This is a genomic window from Flavobacterium sp. UBA4197 (genome assembly GCF_002379575.1).
In the GTDB taxonomy this organism is placed as follows: Bacteria; Bacteroidota; Bacteroidia; order Flavobacteriales; family Flavobacteriaceae; genus Flavobacterium; species Flavobacterium inviolabile.
On record NZ_DFUB01000028.1, the window covers coordinates 1 to 17,638 of the forward strand.

Consider the following 17,638-nt stretch of genomic DNA (forward strand, 5'->3'; position numbering starts at 1 on the left):
GTTAAAAATGCTATTCGTGCCCTGAATAGTGAACAGGTTTTTGGCGGCACTAAAGAAAAAGGCTATAACCTGGCGCTAAACCCGCAAAATAAACTAATAGCAACCGAAGTGCCTTATCAGAGTACAGGAGAGAGTTCTGTTCGGTATTCTCAGTCTGCCATGCTTTTTGGAGGGATTCATTGTCATCTCCGTAGCCATGCTCCCATGTTTTCTCATGACGATGTTGCTATACTAAGTGGTTTTTATACCCGTCATAATTTTATAGGGAATAATGGAGTTGCAGATCCAACGATTCCAGTACATATTGTAGTAACTAATCAAGGAATTTATGCTATCAGTGCAGATGATCATGTTAGTATACAAAAGTTATTAGATATTTATTCGAATAAAGATTCAAGAAAGAAATTTATTAACGATATTGGAAAAAGATATGATAAATTAGCTGATGAAAATACATTATTACCTATAGGTTATTTACAGAATTATCAGAAAACTTTTTTAGAATTTTTAAAAGAAAATGATTTGAATATATCATTATATAATGCCAATGATGATTTAACTGGTTGGACTAAATTATCTCTTAATAATGATTCGAATACCAACACCAACGAACCTATAATAAAGACTAACTGTAATTAAATTATCATGAATAATATATTTGTATTTACTGTTTATTTTTTTATTGCTATTTCATGCAAGGCGCAAACCATCGTACCTCTTTCACAAGATCATAGTGATATGTATCATAAATCGAATACTTACACTAAAGATGTTGATAATGAATTTGATAAATATACAGGTACATGGAAGTTTCAACAAGGGAATACGACTTTAACTATTGTGTTTAAGAAAATTATTTTTGACTACTACCAAAAGAAAAATTATTACGAGGACTTACTGATTGGAGAATATAAATATATAGAAAATGGAATAGAGAAAGTTAATACTTTAAGTATCCTTAGCAATCCTCCATCAACCACGGGAGGATATAATATATATGGGAATCGTATTGTCCATAGGGGAGTATATCCACAATGTCCTGAGTGCCTTTTAAATGAAAAACGAGTTATTCTTTTTATAAATGATTCTGAACGAGAGTATTTGGATAATGCAATTGTATTACGTTATAAAAATGAAAATGGTGTTGAAAAGATAATTGCAAAAATCTTTAAAAACGGTACTTCATTTATGCCACCTGATAACGCTCCTGATGAAATGCGGCTTCCATACGGTGAATATGTTTTGATAAAACAACCGTAATGAAAACTATATTCACAATACTGTTAGTTTCTCTCCTTTTTTCCTGTAAAGCACAGGCTATAGAGTGGTGCTTATTAATAAAGATGTTGATAATGATTTTACTAAATATATAAAAGAACAGTAAATGGTAAATAAAGAAACCTGGATAGAAGGAGATACACTTTTTTACAAAGATCATAGCAGCATTGAAAAAGCAAATATTAATTCACTAAAATATGCTTATGTACAGGTTTTAGGAAATGTAGCCTTTCTGTTTGTTTTTGCAGATTATCAACACTATATATCCACTGAATTACAGGGATTTGAAGAGGTGTATCGCGAACTGTCAGATCGGTTTTGTTTTGATGACGAAACCTTTTTTGGAGTGTGCAGAGCAAGAAAAGAAGATGAGAAAGTAAAAATCTGGGCAAAAAAAATGCCCCAAAATTATCAGATTCTGGACGAATATCCGGATGATGGTGATTCTGGCTACGAAGTATATGCAGCGTCCAGACAGATGATATCCTGGGATACTACTTACGAGCAATTGGAAGCATCGGGTTGTGTCGCAGTTTATTTTACCGATTACGGCGCTAAATATTTAAGATTCAAATATCCGGTTAGAATAGAAGGTATTCTTATCGATCAATTAGAAGTATATGCAGGCAACGCCAGTACTAATCGCCCTGTACAGGAGTTTTTCGTAGACCTGTATGATGCAACCAATACCGATGAGAGCTATAAAAAACTACGCAGACTCTGGATCGGTGACGATGTTGATATTAATATTAATCAATACGGCTATGAAAGAGAAGACCAGTGTTATCTGCAATTTGCTTTGGCAAAAGGTATAGATGTTTCTATTTGTTATACCTACGATAAAGGTTCTGCTTATGACGATGGCAGTACATCGCTTCATTTCTGTAACAAACGGGAATACAGGTATTTTTTGGAAAATAAAGAGTATGAAGAAGTAATGGAAATATCCGGATTAATATCCTTCCATAATAAATTGGATCTGAAAGTCAGGTATATTGATAATGATGACGTTAAACATATTCCACAAAAAGTAAAAGCATTACTGAAAGAGAAAAGTGGTATCTGGCTCGATAGTGCTAATAATAAAATCGGATTTGCAGGAATAGATACTGCATTGATTCTGGACCTTGAAAAAATTGAATGTTTTACATTTCAGAATGTTCTTCCTGCAAAAGGTCCTGGATATGCAGTTTTTATTGTTCGTCTTAAAACAGAAAATTATCGGGACATTTTTATTGAGGACGACACTTATTTCTTTGATCCGTTTGCTAAGCAATTGAAGCAAATGACGAAAAAGCCGGTTAAAATCCCTGAAGCAGATTATAACTGTTAAAACCATACATGACCTCATTGGGGTTTATCTGTACAAACACCTAAGGTTATGCATTAAAAAAACCAGCCGGGAAATCCTGACTGGTTACTGTAAATGATATTGTAAAACGTATCAGCCTGTTTTAGACTGGTCATTATTTATTCGGCCGTATTAAAAGAGCGTTCGGGTATTTCTTTTTAATGTCGTTAAGGTTCTTTTCGGCCTCTATGCGGGTCTTAAAGCTGCCAATCCATACTTTGTAGGTTGGATTGTTATAAACGATGGTACCGTCTATATTCCGGAATTCTTTTCTGAAACTCGCCAGTGTTTTTTTGGCTTCTTCATTAGTGCCGTAAAAAATTTGAATTTTATAGCGATCGTTAACGGTTATAGAGGAATTGATTTTTCTTTTCTCATTCAGGAGTTGCTCAAATTTCGGGTCCTGATCAATGTTAATTTTTGCGGTCTGCGCGTTGGAAGTGTATCCTAAAAATAGTGCTATTAAAGGAAGGAAGTGGTTTTTGTTTACTCTTAAGATTCTCATAATGAAGTCTGTTTACTGCAAAAATACAATTATATAATTAAAAGAATTTTCTCAGGTTTATTTAGAATGGGTATAAATTACAATTAAGACAAATTTAAGGTTTTTAGAATAATACATAAGTCGTATTTTTGTCGGAGTTTATAAATAAGGTATTTATTTATCTGAAATTAGGTTTCTGATAAAATCATGCCAAATTTAGTTGATAATCATTTTAACTATGAAAAAAGTGGGTAACCATAAATCGTTTTCAAAGATTTTATTGTTCAGTTTAGCATTTGTGCTATCTTTTTCTTTTACCTCAAAAGCTCAGGATGCGGCTGCAGGTAAAGCGCTTTTTAATTCTAACTGTGCCGCTTGTCATAAGCTGGACGCAAAAATGACGGGGCCTGCGCTTCGTAATGTTGCGGAAAAATATGATAAAGCCTGGTTGCATAAATGGATTAAAAACAGTCCGGAATTAATCAAATCAGGTGATGCTAAGGCTATCAAAGTGTTTGAAGAAAATGGAAAAGTAGCGATGACTGCTTTCCCTCAATTGTCAGATGCGGATATTGATAATATCTTAGCGTATACTTCTCAGCCTAAAGAAGAGCCTAAAGCGGCTGCTACAACAGCAGGAGCTACGGGAGCTGCTCAGGAAGGCGGAGTTTCTAATAATCTGGTTTTAGGAGTATTGGGTGTAGTATTGGCTATGTTGGTAGCGATGTTGCTGTTTGTTAAGAATGTACTTAACAAGATTGCAAAGGCTAACGGTGTAGAGCTGCCGGTAAAAGAAAAATCAATTCCGTTATGGATTGCTTTTGCCAGAAACCAGTTCTTAGTGCTTGTTTCTGTAATACTTATGCTTTTGGTAGGAGCTTACTTTATCTACGGATATTTAATGCAGGTAGGTGTAGATCAGGGGTATGAGCCGATTCAGCCAATCCATTTCTCTCACAAAATTCACGCTGGTGATAACGGTATTGATTGTAAATACTGTCACTCTTCTGCCAGAGTAAGTAAAACTTCAGGTATTCCTTCGTTGAATGTTTGTATGAACTGTCATAAAAACATTAATGAATTCCAGGGGGATGCAGATTCTACTTATGTGGATCATACAAAAGAATTCTATACTGCTGAAATTCAAAAACTTTACGATGCGGTAGGTTGGGATAAAACAGCTCAAAAATATACAGGAAAAGTGAAACCTGTTAAATGGGTTCGTGTTCATAATCTTCCTGACTTTGTGTACTTCAATCACTCACAACACGTTTCTGTTGCTGGTCTTGAATGTCAAAAATGTCACGGTCCGGTTGAGACTATGGAAATTATGAGACAACATTCTCCGTTAACAATGGGATGGTGTGTGAACTGTCACAGAGAAACCAATGTTAAGGTTGAAGGTAACGAATACTACAAAAAAATACACGAAGAACTTTCTAAAAAATACGGTGTAGATAAATTGACTGCTGCACAAATGGGAGGTTTAGAGTGTGGTAAATGTCACTATTAATAAATAAATTAAGAAGCTAATATCTATATACAATGGCATCAAACAAAAAATACTGGAAAAGTGTTGAAGAACTAAACGAAAATAGTTCTATTGTTGAGACGCTAAGAAACAATGAGTTTGTTGAAGAAATTCCAACAGATGAATTTTTAGGAGATAAAGATACTTTATCGACTTCATCAACTACTCGTCGTGACTTTTTGAAATACGTAGGATTTTCTACAGCAGCAGCTTCTTTAGCTGCGTGTGAAGGTCCGGTAATCAAGTCTATTCCTTATGTAGTTCAACCTGAGGAAATCATCCCTGGTGTTGCAGATTTTTATGCAACTACTATTGCTGATGGTTTTGATTTTGCAAACATCCTGATCAAAACCCGCGAAGGTCGTCCTATTAAAGTAGAAAATAATAACTTACCAAATGCTATAACCGGTGCTAATGCAAGAGTTCACGCTTCTGTATTGTCACTGTATGATAGTCTTCGTTTAAAGCAATCAAAAATTGCAGGTAAAGATGCTTCGTGGTCTGAAGTAGATACGAAAGTAAGAGCAGCTTTATCTGACGCAAAAGCTAAAGGTGGTCAGATCGTTCTTTTAACAGGAACTATGGCAAGCCCGTCAACAGATAAATTGATTGCTGATTTCATTGCAAAAAATCCAACGGCTAAACACGTTGTTTATGATGCAGTATCAAGCTCTGATGCTCTTGATGCTTTCCAGATGGTTTATGGAGAAAGAGCATTACCAAATTATGATTTCTCAAAAGCAGATGTTATTGTTTCTGTTGGTGCTGATATCTTAGGAGATTGGCAAGGTGGAGGATATGATGCAGGTTATGCAAAAGGACGTATTCCTAAAAACGGGAAAATGTCGAAACACATCCAGATTGAGGCAAACATGTCTTTAGCGGGTGCAAATGCAGACAAGCGTATTCCTTTGACTGTTACAGATCAAAAACTTGCTTTAGTAAAAATATTCAATGTAGTTACCGGTGCTTCTGTTGCAACTTCAAAAATTGCCAATGAAGAAGCGGTAATGAAAGCTGCTCAGCAATTAAAAGCTGCTGCAGGAAAAGGAGTTTTAGTTTCAGGATTGGACGATGTTAATGCACAATTATTAGTATTGGCTATTAACAGAGCTTTAAGTTCTGAAGCGTTCAACACGGCTGCAACCCGTTTAATCCGTAAGGGGGATGCTAAGGCGGTAGCGCAATTGGTTAACGATATGAAATCGGGAGCAGTTCATACTTTAATTATGAACGGTGTTAACCCGGTTTATACTTTACCAAATGCAAAAGACTTCTTGGAAGGACTTAGTAAAGTAAAATTATCGGTTGCATTTTCATTAAAAGAAGATGAAACAGCTTCAAAATCAGCTGTCGCAGTTGCTGTGCCGCACTACCTGGAGTCCTGGGGTGATGTAACCATCGCCAAAGGTCACTACAGTATTACGCAGCCAACAATTCGTCCGTTGTTTGATACAAAACAATTCCAGGAAGCATTATTGTCCTGGACAGGAAATCCGGCTTCTTATTATGATTTCCTAAAAGCAACCAGCGCTGCTATCGCTACCGGAACAACCTGGAATAGCTTGGTACACGATGGTGTTTTTGTTTCGGAAGTAGCACCTCTTGCAGGTTCTGCTGCTGATTTCGGTTCTGCTGCCGGAAAATTAGCACAAGCTAAAAATGCTGGCGGATTAGAATTAGTATTGTATACTAAAACCGGAATGGGAGACGGGCAACAGGCAAATAACCCTTGGTTACAAGAGTTCCCGGATCCGATTACCCGTGTGTCTTGGGATAACTATGTAACAGTAGCTAAAAAAGATGCTGAAAAATTAGGATTGGTAAACTACAATGTTGCAAACGGAGGTTTGAACGGAAGTTACACAACTATTGAAGTTGCCGGTGTTAAGTTAGAAAACGTTCCTGTAATTATTCAACCAGGTCAGGCTGTTGGAACAATCGGAGTTGCTTTAGGTTATGGCCGTAAAGAAGCAATGAAGCAGGAAATGCAGGTTGGGGTTAATGCTTATGCGCTTTATGCAGGTATGAAATCTGACCAGGTAGCTAAGGTTACTAAAGCTAACGGAGATCACGAGTTTGCTTGTGTTCAGTTACAAAAAACATTAATGGGTAGAGGTGATATCATCAAAGAAACTACCCTTGAAATATTCAATACTAAAGATGCTGCAGAGTGGAATATTGTTCCAATGGTATCTTTAGATCACAAAGAAACACCTGCAACTAAAGTAGATCTTTGGGATTCTTTCGACCGTTCTATCGGTCACCACTTTAACTTATCGATCGATTTGAATGCTTGTACAGGATGTGGAGCTTGCGTTATTGCTTGTCACGCTGAAAACAACGTTCCTGTTGTTGGTAAATCAGAGGTAAGAAGAAGCCGTGATATGCACTGGTTGCGTATTGACAGATACTACTCTTCTCAGGATACCTTCAAAGGTGATGTGGAGTTAAAAGAAGGTGCTTCCGGATTAATGAACTCTATCGATACTTTTACAGGTATGGAAGATCCGTCAGAAAATCCACAGGTAGCATTCCAACCAGTAATGTGTCAGCACTGTAACCACGCACCTTGTGAAACAGTTTGTCCGGTAGCGGCAACATCACACGGTCGTCAGGGACAAAATCACATGGCATATAACCGTTGCGTTGGTACTCGTTATTGTGCAAACAACTGTCCTTATAAAGTACGTCGTTTCAACTGGTTCTTATACAACAAAAACAGCGAATTCGATTACCACATGAATGACGATTTAGGTCGTATGGTATTGAACCCGGATGTTAACGTTCGTTCAAGAGGGGTAATGGAAAAATGTTCACTATGTATCCAAATGACTCAGGCTACTATCCTTAAAGCGAAACGCGAAGGCAGAGCAGTAGGTAAAGATGAATTTGATGTGGCTTGTTCTGCAGCTTGTTCAAGTGGTGCCATGATCTTTGGTGACGTAAATGATAAAGAAAGCAAAGTAGCTAAATTAGCTGAAGATGACAGAATGTATCATTTATTGGAGCACATCGGAACAAAACCAAATGTATTCTATCACGTAAAAGTTAGAAATACCTAAAAAAGTAAAATAAATTAATTAAGAATCAATATAAAGGATTATGTCGTCTCATTACGAAGCACCCATTAGAAAACCTTTGGTTATAGGTGATAAAACTTATCACGATGTAACAGTAGATGTGGCTAGACCGGTTGAAGGTAGAGCAAACAAACAATGGTGGATAGTTTTTTCTATCGCTTTAACAGCATTCCTTTGGGGAGTTGGCTGTATGACTTACACCATTACTACAGGTATCGGAACATGGGGATTAAATAAAACAGTAGGTTGGGCATGGGATATCACTAACTTCGTTTGGTGGGTTGGTATCGGTCACGCCGGAACTCTAATTTCTGCAGTATTATTGTTATTCCGTCAAAAGTGGAGAATGGCAATTAACCGTTCTGCGGAAGCGATGACTATCTTCTCGGTAGTACAAGCAGGTTTATTCCCAATTATTCACATGGGTCGTCCATGGTTAGGATACTGGGTATTACCAATCCCGAATCAGTTCGGATCTCTTTGGGTGAACTTTAACTCACCGTTACTTTGGGACGTATTCGCGATTTCAACGTATTTATCAGTATCATTGGTTTTCTGGTGGACTGGTTTATTACCTGACTTTGCCATGCTACGTGACAGAGCGGTAACACCTTTTACTAAAAGAGTTTATTCTATCCTGTCTTTCGGATGGAGCGGTAGAGCAAAAGACTGGCAACGTTTTGAAGAAGTATCTTTAGTATTAGCCGGATTAGCAACACCACTTGTACTTTCTGTACACACGATCGTATCCTTTGACTTTGCTACTTCAGTTATTCCTGGATGGCACACGACAATCTTACCTCCGTACTTCGTTGCAGGAGCGATTTTCTCCGGATTCGCAATGGTTAATACCTTGTTGATCATCATGAGAAAAGTTTCAAATCTTGAAGAATACATTACTGTTCAGCATATCGAATTAATGAATATCGTTGTAATGATTACCGGATCTATCGTAGGTATCGCGTATATTACAGAGTTATTCGTTGCCTGGTATTCCGGAGTAGAGTATGAGCAATATGCTTTCTTAAACAGAGCAACAGGACCTTACTGGTGGTCATACTGGTTGATGATGACTTGTAACGTTTTCTCTCCACAGTTCATGTGGTTCAAAAAACTAAGAACAAGTATCATGTTCTCATTCATTATCTCTATCGTTGTAAACATCGGTATGTGGTTCGAGCGTTTCGTAATTATCGTTACCTCATTACACAGAGATTACCTTCCTTCATCTTGGACAATGTTCCAGCCAACATTTGTTGATGCTGGTATTTATATCGGAACAATCGGTTTCTTCTTTGTATTATTCTTATTGTATTCAAGAAGCTTCCCGGTAATTGCTCAGGCAGAGGTGAAAACAATCTTGAAAACATCCGGAGATAATTACAAGAGACAAAGAGAACAAGAAGGACATAATTCACATAATCATTAATAGATCATGAGTAATAAAGTTATACATGCTATATACAATGATGATGACATCCTGATGGATGCTGTTAAAGCAACACGTGCCGCTCATCATCATATTGAAGAAGTTTACACGCCATTCCCGGTTCACGGGTTGGACAAAGCAATGGGATTAGCACCTACAAGAATTGCTATCGCTTCTTTCCTTTACGGTTTAGTTGGTCTATCTGTTGCTGCATCATTAATGAATTATGTAATGATTGTAGACTGGCCACAAGATATTGGTGGAAAACCAAGTTTCAGCTTCATTGATAATATGCCTGCTTTTGTGCCTATTATGTTTGAATTAACAGTGTTCTTCGCTGCCCACTTAATGGTTATTACTTTCTATATGAGAAGTAAATTATGGCCTTTCAAAGCAGCTGAAAACCCTGATGTAAGAACTACAGATGATCACTTCTTAATGGAAGTTGCACTTCACGGAAGCGAAGAAGATATGGTTTCTTTCTTCAAAAACACGGGTGCTGTAGAAGTTAAAGTAATTGATAAGCATTAATAGAAGATATGAAAGCCTTATATAAAATAGTAGCATTAGTAGGTGTATCGATTGTTACAACATCTTGTTTTAACAAATCAAAGCCTAACTATCAGTTCTTTCCAAATATGTACGAGTCTGTAGCTTATGAAACGTATTCACAATCTGCAGCTTTCAAAAATGGTAAGGAAGGTCAGTTACCTGCAAAAGGTTCTATCCCAAGAGGATTTACACCTTATGAATATGAAAATTCAACAGCAGGCTATGAATTAGCTAAAGCAAACCTGAAATCTCCTTTGGATTCTACAACCATTGATTCTGAAAGAGGAACACAACTTTTTAATATTTACTGTGCAATTTGCCATGGTGAAAACGGAGACGGAAAAGGGAAATTGGTTAAAAGAGAAAAATTCTTAGGGGTACCAAGTTACGCCGACAGACAAGTTACAGAGGGAAGTGTTTTCCATGTAATTACTTATGGTTTGAACTCCATGGGATCTCACGCAAACCAATTGAACCAGGAAGAACGCTGGCAAGTTGTGGATCACGTGTTGAAATTAAAAGCAGGATTATAATTGTAGAACACATTTGAAAGTATTAGATATGTACACATTTTCAAGCAAATTAAAAACTTTTGCATTTGTCTTAATGGCTTTAGGGTTAGTAGGGATTGCATTTGGTTTTTTGACTGCACCTAAGACCGTTGAAGACGTAGAGAAAATTTTAGCCGATAGTCATCATGGTGGACATCATACAGAGGCTGTAGCACATGAATCGCACGACGATCATGCTGCAACCGATGTGGCACACCACGAGGCTGCTAAAACTGAAGCGGTAGTTTCAGATTCATTAAAAACAACAGCACAAGATACTGTTAAAGCCGCAGCTACACCTGTAGTTGACGAGCACCATAACGATAATCACAAAGTTGAAGCCGCTCATGGACATGAGGGAGCTGATGCACATGCTGAACATCAAGAACATTTAGAACACGTTTTACACCAGTTGCAAAACAAACCATGGGCTGCCTTATATGTTGCCTGTATCTTCTTCATGTTAATCTCTGTTGGAGTACTTGCTTTCTATGCAATCCAATGGGCTGCACAGGCAGGATGGTCTCCGGTACTTTTCAGAGTTATGGAAGGGATCACCAGTTATTTATTACCGGGTTCGATCATTTTCTTTATCCTGTTAATTGCAAGCGGAATGCATTTAAACCACTTGTTTATCTGGATGGATCCGGAAGTAGTAAAACACGATGAATTGATTCAGGGTAAAGTTGGATTCCTAAACGTTCCTTTCTTCCTGATCAGAGCTGCTATTTTCTTAGCAGGTTGGAATCTTTACCGTTTCTTGTCAAGAAAAAATTCCCTTGCACAGGACAATGCTAATGATGATTCTTTCTACAAAAAGAACTTCAAATTAGCGGCTGGATTCTTAGTATTCTTCATCGTAACAGAATCTATTGCTTCCTGGGACTGGATTATGTCTGTAGATCCACACTGGTATAGTACATTATTCGGATGGTATGTGTTTGCAAGTTTCTTTGTAAGCGGTATTACGACTATTGCATTCGTTACTTTGTACTTAAAATCAAAAGGACATTTAGAATATGTAAATACAAGCCACATTCACGATTTAGCAAAATTCATGTTTGGTATCTCTGTATTCTGGACGTATTTATGGTTCTCACAATTTATGTTAATGTGGTATTCTAATATACCGGAAGAGGTTACTTATTTTATTACAAGAATTGAGAACTACAAATTACCATTCTTCGGTATGTTAGCGCTTAACTTTGTATTCCCGATATTAATTTTAATTAATACAGATTTCAAACGTCTGACATGGGTTGTAGTAATGGCTGGTATTCTTATTTTAACTGGACATTATATTGATTTCTTTAATATGATTATGCCTGCAACTGTTGGAGATCAGTGGTTTATTGGAGTATCTGAGATCAGTTCATTATTATTCTTCTTTGGATTATTCATCTTTGTAGTATTTACGGCTTTAACAAAAGCACCGTTACTGGCAAAACGTAATCCGTTAATTGAAGAAAGTAAACATTTTCATTATTAATATTTAAAGTAATAAACAAATGACAGGTTTATTGGTACTTATAGTTGTAGTTTTATTAGGAGTTGCTATATGGCAATTGACTAAGATATTCGATTTAACTCAAATTGGACAGTCTTCTGTTGAAAAATCAGAAATTGCCAACGAAAGAGATAATAATGTTAATGGGTATTTAATGTTTGGGTTCTTAGGGTTTATTTATATATTCACTATCTACTCTTTATTGAAATGGGGACATTTGGTTCTGGGAACTCCGGCTTCGGAACACGGAACACATTATGACAACCTGATGATGATTTCAATGGTTTTGATTTTCATCGTTCAAACAATCACCCAGGCATTATTGCACTACTTCTCATTCAAATACAGAGGTAGTAAAGACAAAAAAGCATTATATTTTGCTGATAATGATAAATTAGAATTTATCTGGACAATTATCCCGGTAATTGTATTGGCAGGATTAATCCTTTACGGATTATATGCATGGACAAATATCATGTTTGTTGATGAAGAAGAAGAAGTGATCTACGTTGAATTATATGCAAAACAGTTTAGCTGGGAAGCACGTTATGCCGGTGAAGACAACTCATTAGGTAAAGCAAACGTTAGATTCATTCAGGGTGTGAATACTTTAGGTGTTGACATGGCTGATCCAAATGCACAAGATGATAAAGTAGTTAATGAATTACACTTGCCGGTTGGTAAAAAAGTAGTATTCAAGATTCGTTCTCAGGACGTTTTACACTCTGCTTATATGCCACACTTCAGAGCGCAGATGAACTGTGTTCCGGGTATGGTGACGCAGTTTGCTTTCACGCCTTCTGTAACTACAGATCAGATGCGTCAGGATCCTGCTATCGTTGAAAAAGTAGCAAACATCAATAAGATTAGAGCAAAAAGAAGTGCTGAACTTGTTGCTAAAGGTGAAACCGCTTTAGATCCATATACTTTCGATTACTTATTATTATGTAATAAAATTTGTGGTCCTTCTCACTACAACATGCAAATGAAAATTGTAGTTGAAAGCGAAGCAGATTACAAAAAATGGTTAAAAGGGAAACCTACTTTAGCTAGTGCTATTAAAGATGCTAACAAAACGGAAGCTCCGGCTGCTGCATCTGAAGCTAAAGCTCCGGAAGCGACTGCTCCTGTAGCTGATACAACTAAAGTTTTAGCACAAGTAGTAAAAAAATAATTGCTTTTAATATAAATTAAAAAATATGTCAGCAGTAGGACACGATAACAGTCACGAACACGATCACGGGCACGAACATCACCATAAAGATACTTTTATCACAAAGTACATCTTTAGTATAGATCATAAGATGATTGCGAAGCAATACTTAATTACAGGTATTGTTATGGGTATCATCGGTATTATAATGTCGCTATTATTCCGTATGCAGATTGCATGGCCGGAAGAGTCTTTCAAAATCTTTGAAATCCTTTTAGGCGATAAATTTGCTCCGGGAGGAGTTATGCGAAATGATATTTATTTGGCATTGGTAACCATCCATGGTACCATCATGGTATTCTTTGTATTGACAGCCGGATTGAGCGGTACTTTCAGTAACCTTTTAATTCCGCTTCAAATTGGAGCAAGAGATATGGCATCCGGATTTATGAACATGGTTTCATACTGGTTGTTCTTCCTTTCTTCCGTTATCATGATTATCTCTCTTTTTGTAGAATCCGGACCGGCATCTGCAGGTTGGACAATTTACCCGCCTTTAAGTGCTTTACCACAAGCGATTCCAGGTTCTGGAACAGGTATGACACTATGGTTGGTTTCTATGGCAATATTCATTGCTTCTTCATTAATGGGATCACTAAACTATGTAGTTACAGTTATTAATCTGAGAACAAAAGGTATGTCCATGACACGCCTTCCGTTAACCATCTGGGCTTTCTTTGTTACGGCTGTTATTGGTATCGTATCGTTCCCGGTATTATTATCTGCTGCATTATTATTGATTTTCGACAGAAGCTTCGGAACATCATTCTTCTTGTCGGATATCTTTATCTCCGGAGAAGTTTTACATTACCAGGGAGGTTCTCCGGTATTGTTCGAACACTTATTCTGGTTCTTAGGTCACCCTGAGGTATATATTGTAATCTTACCTGCAATGGGTATTACATCGGAAGTTATTGCTACGAATGCCCGTAAACCGATCTTCGGTTACCGTGCGATGATTACATCAATCTTAGCAATTGCATTCTTATCTACTATCGTTTGGGGTCACCACATGTTCGTATCAGGTATGAATCCGTTCTTAGGATCTGTATTTACCTTTACAACCTTATTAATTGCAATTCCATCGGCTGTAAAAGCATTCAACTACATTACAACACTTTGGAAAGGTAACCTTCAGTTAAACCCTGCTATGTTATTCTGTATCGGATTCGTTTCAACATTCATCACAGGAGGTTTAACCGGGATTATTTTAGGAGACAGTACATTAGATATTAACGTTCACGATACTTATTTCGTTATTGCACACTTCCACTTGGTAATGGGTATTTCTGCTCTTTACGGAATGTTTGCCGGAATCTACCATTGGTTCCCTAAAATGTTCGGAAGAATGTTGAATAAAAACTTAGGTTATATTCACTTCTGGGTAACGGCAGTTTGTGCTTACGGAGTATTCTTCCCAATGCACTTTATCGGTATGGCAGGTTTACCAAGACGTTACTATACCAACACCGCTTTCCCTTTATTTGATGATTTAGCAGACGTAAACGTATTAATCACAATGTTCGCTTTAATCGGAGCAGCATTCCAGTTAGTATTCTTATGGAACTTCTTCTACAGCATTTTCAAAGGACAAAAAGCAACGCAAAACCCATGGAGATCAAACACGTTAGAGTGGACTACTCCGGTTGAGCACATTCACGGAAACTGGCCAGGTGAAATTCCTGAAGTTTACAGATGGTCTTATGACTATAGCAAACCAGGACATGATGAAGATTTCGTTCCTCAGAATGTACCAATGAAGCCGGGTGAAGAACAATTACATCACTAGGAATAATAAAAAAAGAGTCATAATTATGACTCTTTTTTTTATGAAATAAATATTAATTTAAATTATACTATTGTGAAAACAAAAACTAAATTATTGTTAGCGTTGTTATTTTTGTCTGTTGTTGCTTTAAATGCGCAACCGATTGAATCAACTGAAAGTACCGGTTTCGGAATCAGTAACGGAGCTAATATAAACGGAACGGGAGGAGCTCCACAATCAACTTATGTAGGGTATGAGGCTGGCAACAGAAATGGAGCTAATGCCAATACATTTATTGGATATAAATCAGGGAGATTAAATAAAGGATCGGGCAATAATACTTTTTTAGGAGCATTTACAGGTGCGATAAATGATGGGGGAGGAAATAATGTTTTTATTGGGTTTAATAGTGGATTGAAAAATGTTAATGGTGCTGAAAATGTTTTTGTTGGGTTTGAATCCGGAGCTAATAATAATGCCGGTTGGAATACTTTTGTGGGAAGATCTTCAGGGTTTCAAAATGTTTCGGGTACCCGTAATAGTTTCTTTGGAGGTTTGGCTGGTTTAAATACAAATGCTGATGATAACTCATTTTTTGGAGCTGTAGCAGGTATGGATAACATAACAGGTAGTCATAATTCTTTCCTGGGCTCTTATTCCGGAAAAGCGAATACAGCTGGTAGAGCCAATACTTTTGTTGGTGCTAACTCTGGTTTGGCCAATGTTACAGGAAATGACAATGTTTATATTGGTGTAAATGCAGGTGATAAAAATAACGGAAGTAATAATGTTTTCTTAGGGTCTTTGTCTGGGCAAAATAGTGTTACCGGGAATAATAATGTCTTTATTGGGTTTACAGCTGGTTTAAGTAATGACTCCGGTTACTATAATGTCCTGACAGGTTTTGAAGCGGGTAAAAATATTCCTGCTAAAAACAGTAATTCTATCTATGGAGCTATTGCGGGATATAATGCTACAGGAGGCGGAAATGTTTTAATAGGAGAGCGAGCAGGTTATGCGGCAGGAAGTAATAACGTGATGATTGGTTTTCATGCAGGTGAAAATGCTTCTAATGTAAATAATCAATTATTTATTGATAATTCAAACACATCTAATCCTTTGATTTTTGGTGATTTTGCCAATGATATTTTGAAGTTGCACGGTAAAGTGGGGATTGGAGGCAATAGTTCAATAAATTTCGGAAACTTCCCAACTACTGCTGGTGCGGTAAACGTATCAAATTACAACCTGTTTGTAAAAGGAGGAATCCTTACGGAAGAAGTTCGTATTAGTTTACAATCTACCTGGGCGGATTATGTGTTTAATAAAGATTATAACTTGTTAAGTCTGAAAGATGTTGAAAGTTTTATCAATAAAAACGGACACTTACCAAATGTGCCTTCTGCGCAACAAGTAAAAGAAGAGGGAATTGCTTTAGGTGAAATGACTAAAATCCAACAGGAAAAAATCGAAGAGTTAACGCTTTATTTGATCAAGCAAAATAAAGAGATTGAAGAATTAAAAGAGCAAGTAAGATTGTTGTTAAATAAGAAACAATAATATAAGTTTAATTAAAAATGTAAATTATGAAAAACTTATATTTTTCGATTGTCTTTCTTTTCTTTCTTTCTTTAAAAAGCTTTTCGCAAGGTTCTGATGTCATTATTTGGATTGACAATAGTGAATCAATAGATAATCAGGAATATGTTGATATGAAAGTTTCTATTGAGAAAATTATTCAAAATATATTGTCGTGTAATCCTCAAAATAGAGTGGCAGTAATTCAATATTCTACCGGTGGATACCTGAAGAGAATATATATCGAATCTAATTTTACAAATGATTTGAATATTGCTAATTCTTTTGTAAGAAGAACAAATGTTTTGGGAGGAACTGGAGATGATGCTCATCAATCACTAAGTTTAATTGGAAATGCTTTAGATGCTATTCCTAATGCTAATATTTTTGGGAACCAGAGCTTAATACAAACTCCAGGCAACTCTTTAGTATTATATCTGTTTACAGATGCATCAAGAAGCCAAAGTTCTAATGATTCTTACTTGGTTAATTCATTTCCAGCAAGTATAGGTGCAGATATAGCTTTTCAAAATTATACTAGTTTTAAGATTAATAGAAATGCTAAGTTTGTAGTTACTCATGTGCCTCCAAACAATATAAGCAGATCAGCTGGTGCTGCAATTGCAAGTGTTGGGGGGAATTATACAGGTGCTGTGGAAACTTATGCTGCAGATCCTGATGGATCGGGTGTGACTCCCCGATTTTATTTGCCAAAAACAAACTTTGTGCTGACCAATGCGGAAATTAGTATGATTAGTGAGAATATATGTTCTGTAACAGAGCCAACATGTGTTGCAGTGAAAAATCTGGTGTCTCCTTCGGATGATGTATTAGTCTCTTTGCAAAGTAACCACCAGGCTTCTTCATTAATAACGGCTTCTAATAAAGTTAATAACGGGGCTGTTGCGATTTATCATGCCGGAGATCAGGTTGTATTAACAAATGGTTTTTATTCGGCAAATGGATCAAGATTTAGAGGGTATATAGAAGGTTGTACCGGAAATTACGCAGGTAAAAATAGTAAGGAAGATTCCGGGGGATTAGAAGTAGATAGAAAGAATAGCTTAAATGTTAGTCCGAATCCTTCCAGTTCTTCTGTGAATATTATTTTACCAGTAAATAGCAGGGAGTTAATTGTGAGTTCGATTGATGGTAGAGAAATGTTTAGAAGTAAAATCACTAATGCTGATGATGCTTTTCTTCTCGATGTAACCAGTTTTAAAGTAGGTATATACCTACTCATGATACAAACAGAGAATGGTGAGATATACACTGAAAAAATAATTAAGAATTAAATGAAAAAAGGTTGGACA

At 36.7% G+C, this 17,638-nt stretch carries 14 protein-coding genes; 13 read left to right on the forward strand and 1 reads right to left on the reverse strand.

Going from position 1 to position 17,638, the window contains the following annotated elements; genetic code table 11:
• The 3 genes from B3394_RS14935 to B3394_RS14945 form a co-directional block, all read left to right on the forward strand.
• Window positions 1–639 (forward strand): hypothetical protein (locus B3394_RS14935; protein ID WP_286926228.1); only part of this gene is annotated, 639 nt, incomplete at its 5' end.
• Between the two features lie 6 nt (window positions 640–645).
• The gene (locus tag B3394_RS14940) at window positions 646–1,260 is read left to right on the forward strand and encodes a DUF6705 family protein (protein WP_286926230.1); all 615 of its coding nucleotides are present in this window, start codon (window positions 646–648) and stop codon (window positions 1,258–1,260) included.
• 124 nt (window positions 1,261–1,384) lie between these two features.
• Window positions 1,385–2,611 (forward strand): hypothetical protein, encoded by a 1,227-nt coding sequence (locus B3394_RS14945; protein ID WP_286926232.1) that lies wholly within the window; start codon window positions 1,385–1,387, stop codon window positions 2,609–2,611.
• 133 nt (window positions 2,612–2,744) lie between these two features.
• Here B3394_RS14945 and B3394_RS14950 read toward each other — a convergent pair whose 3' ends face one another.
• Entirely contained in the window at window positions 2,745–3,134 is a 390-nt protein-coding gene (locus B3394_RS14950) for an SPOR domain-containing protein (RefSeq protein WP_273246460.1), read from the reverse strand.
• 217 nt (window positions 3,135–3,351) lie between these two features.
• On the opposite strand from B3394_RS14950, the gene B3394_RS14955 reads away from it, so the two are divergent.
• The 10 genes from B3394_RS14955 to B3394_RS15000 all read left to right on the forward strand — a co-directional run bounded on the left by B3394_RS14955 (window position 3,352) and on the right by B3394_RS15000 (window position 17,620).
• Window positions 3,352–4,626 (forward strand): c-type cytochrome, encoded by a 1,275-nt coding sequence (locus tag B3394_RS14955; protein ID WP_177731628.1) that lies wholly within the window; start codon window positions 3,352–3,354, stop codon window positions 4,624–4,626.
• Window positions 4,627–4,658: 32 nt separating this feature from the next.
• On the forward strand, window positions 4,659–7,709 hold the full coding sequence (locus tag B3394_RS14960) for a TAT-variant-translocated molybdopterin oxidoreductase (protein WP_286926234.1): 3,051 nt from the start codon (window positions 4,659–4,661) through the stop codon (window positions 7,707–7,709).
• A gap of 40 nt (window positions 7,710–7,749) precedes the next feature.
• Window positions 7,750–9,156 (forward strand): NrfD/PsrC family molybdoenzyme membrane anchor subunit, encoded by a 1,407-nt coding sequence (gene nrfD / locus B3394_RS14965; protein ID WP_177731634.1) that lies wholly within the window; start codon window positions 7,750–7,752, stop codon window positions 9,154–9,156.
• A 6-nt stretch (window positions 9,157–9,162) separates the two neighbouring features.
• Complete coding sequence (locus tag B3394_RS14970; protein WP_177731637.1) at window positions 9,163–9,687, forward strand: DUF3341 domain-containing protein; 525 nt, start codon at window positions 9,163–9,165, stop codon at window positions 9,685–9,687.
• A gap of 8 nt (window positions 9,688–9,695) precedes the next feature.
• Window positions 9,696–10,241: a c-type cytochrome gene (locus B3394_RS14975; protein WP_177731640.1), complete on the forward strand. Its 546-nt coding sequence runs from the start codon at window positions 9,696–9,698 to the stop codon at window positions 10,239–10,241.
• Between the two features lie 28 nt (window positions 10,242–10,269).
• Complete coding sequence (locus tag B3394_RS14980) at window positions 10,270–11,748, forward strand: quinol:cytochrome C oxidoreductase (protein WP_286926236.1); 1,479 nt, start codon at window positions 10,270–10,272, stop codon at window positions 11,746–11,748.
• Between the two features lie 19 nt (window positions 11,749–11,767).
• A complete protein-coding gene (locus B3394_RS14985) occupies window positions 11,768–12,940 on the forward strand; it encodes a cytochrome c oxidase subunit II (protein WP_177731646.1) in 1,173 nt (390 codons plus the stop codon).
• Window positions 12,941–12,965: 25 nt separating this feature from the next.
• Window positions 12,966–14,768 (forward strand): cytochrome c oxidase subunit I, encoded by a 1,803-nt coding sequence (locus B3394_RS14990; RefSeq protein WP_177731649.1) that lies wholly within the window; start codon window positions 12,966–12,968, stop codon window positions 14,766–14,768.
• A gap of 72 nt (window positions 14,769–14,840) precedes the next feature.
• On the forward strand, window positions 14,841–16,307 hold the full coding sequence (locus B3394_RS14995) for a hypothetical protein (RefSeq protein WP_286926239.1): 1,467 nt from the start codon (window positions 14,841–14,843) through the stop codon (window positions 16,305–16,307).
• A gap of 26 nt (window positions 16,308–16,333) precedes the next feature.
• A complete protein-coding gene (locus B3394_RS15000; RefSeq protein ID WP_286926241.1) occupies window positions 16,334–17,620 on the forward strand; it encodes a vWA domain-containing protein in 1,287 nt (428 codons plus the stop codon).
• Window positions 17,621–17,638: the final 18 nt, after the last annotated feature.

Coding starts and splice junctions, on each gene's coding strand:
- nrfD (WP_177731634.1), top strand. CDS start 7,750: ATGTCGTCTCATTACGAAGCACCCATTAGAAAACCTTTGGTTATAGGT.
- B3394_RS15000 (WP_286926241.1), top strand. CDS start 16,334: ATGAAAAACTTATATTTTTCGATTGTCTTTCTTTTCTTTCTTTCTTTA.
- B3394_RS14940 (WP_286926230.1), top strand. CDS start 646: ATGAATAATATATTTGTATTTACTGTTTATTTTTTTATTGCTATTTCA.
- B3394_RS14955 (WP_177731628.1), top strand. CDS start 3,352: ATGAAAAAAGTGGGTAACCATAAATCGTTTTCAAAGATTTTATTGTTC.
- B3394_RS14950 (WP_273246460.1), bottom strand. CDS start 3,134: ATGAGAATCTTAAGAGTAAACAAAAACCACTTCCTTCCTTTAATAGCA.
- B3394_RS14970 (WP_177731637.1), top strand. CDS start 9,163: ATGAGTAATAAAGTTATACATGCTATATACAATGATGATGACATCCTG.
- B3394_RS14945 (WP_286926232.1), top strand. CDS start 1,385: ATGGTAAATAAAGAAACCTGGATAGAAGGAGATACACTTTTTTACAAA.
- B3394_RS14975 (WP_177731640.1), top strand. CDS start 9,696: ATGAAAGCCTTATATAAAATAGTAGCATTAGTAGGTGTATCGATTGTT.
- B3394_RS14990 (WP_177731649.1), top strand. CDS start 12,966: ATGTCAGCAGTAGGACACGATAACAGTCACGAACACGATCACGGGCAC.
- B3394_RS14960 (WP_286926234.1), top strand. CDS start 4,659: ATGGCATCAAACAAAAAATACTGGAAAAGTGTTGAAGAACTAAACGAA.
- B3394_RS14985 (WP_177731646.1), top strand. CDS start 11,768: ATGACAGGTTTATTGGTACTTATAGTTGTAGTTTTATTAGGAGTTGCT.
- B3394_RS14980 (WP_286926236.1), top strand. CDS start 10,270: ATGTACACATTTTCAAGCAAATTAAAAACTTTTGCATTTGTCTTAATG.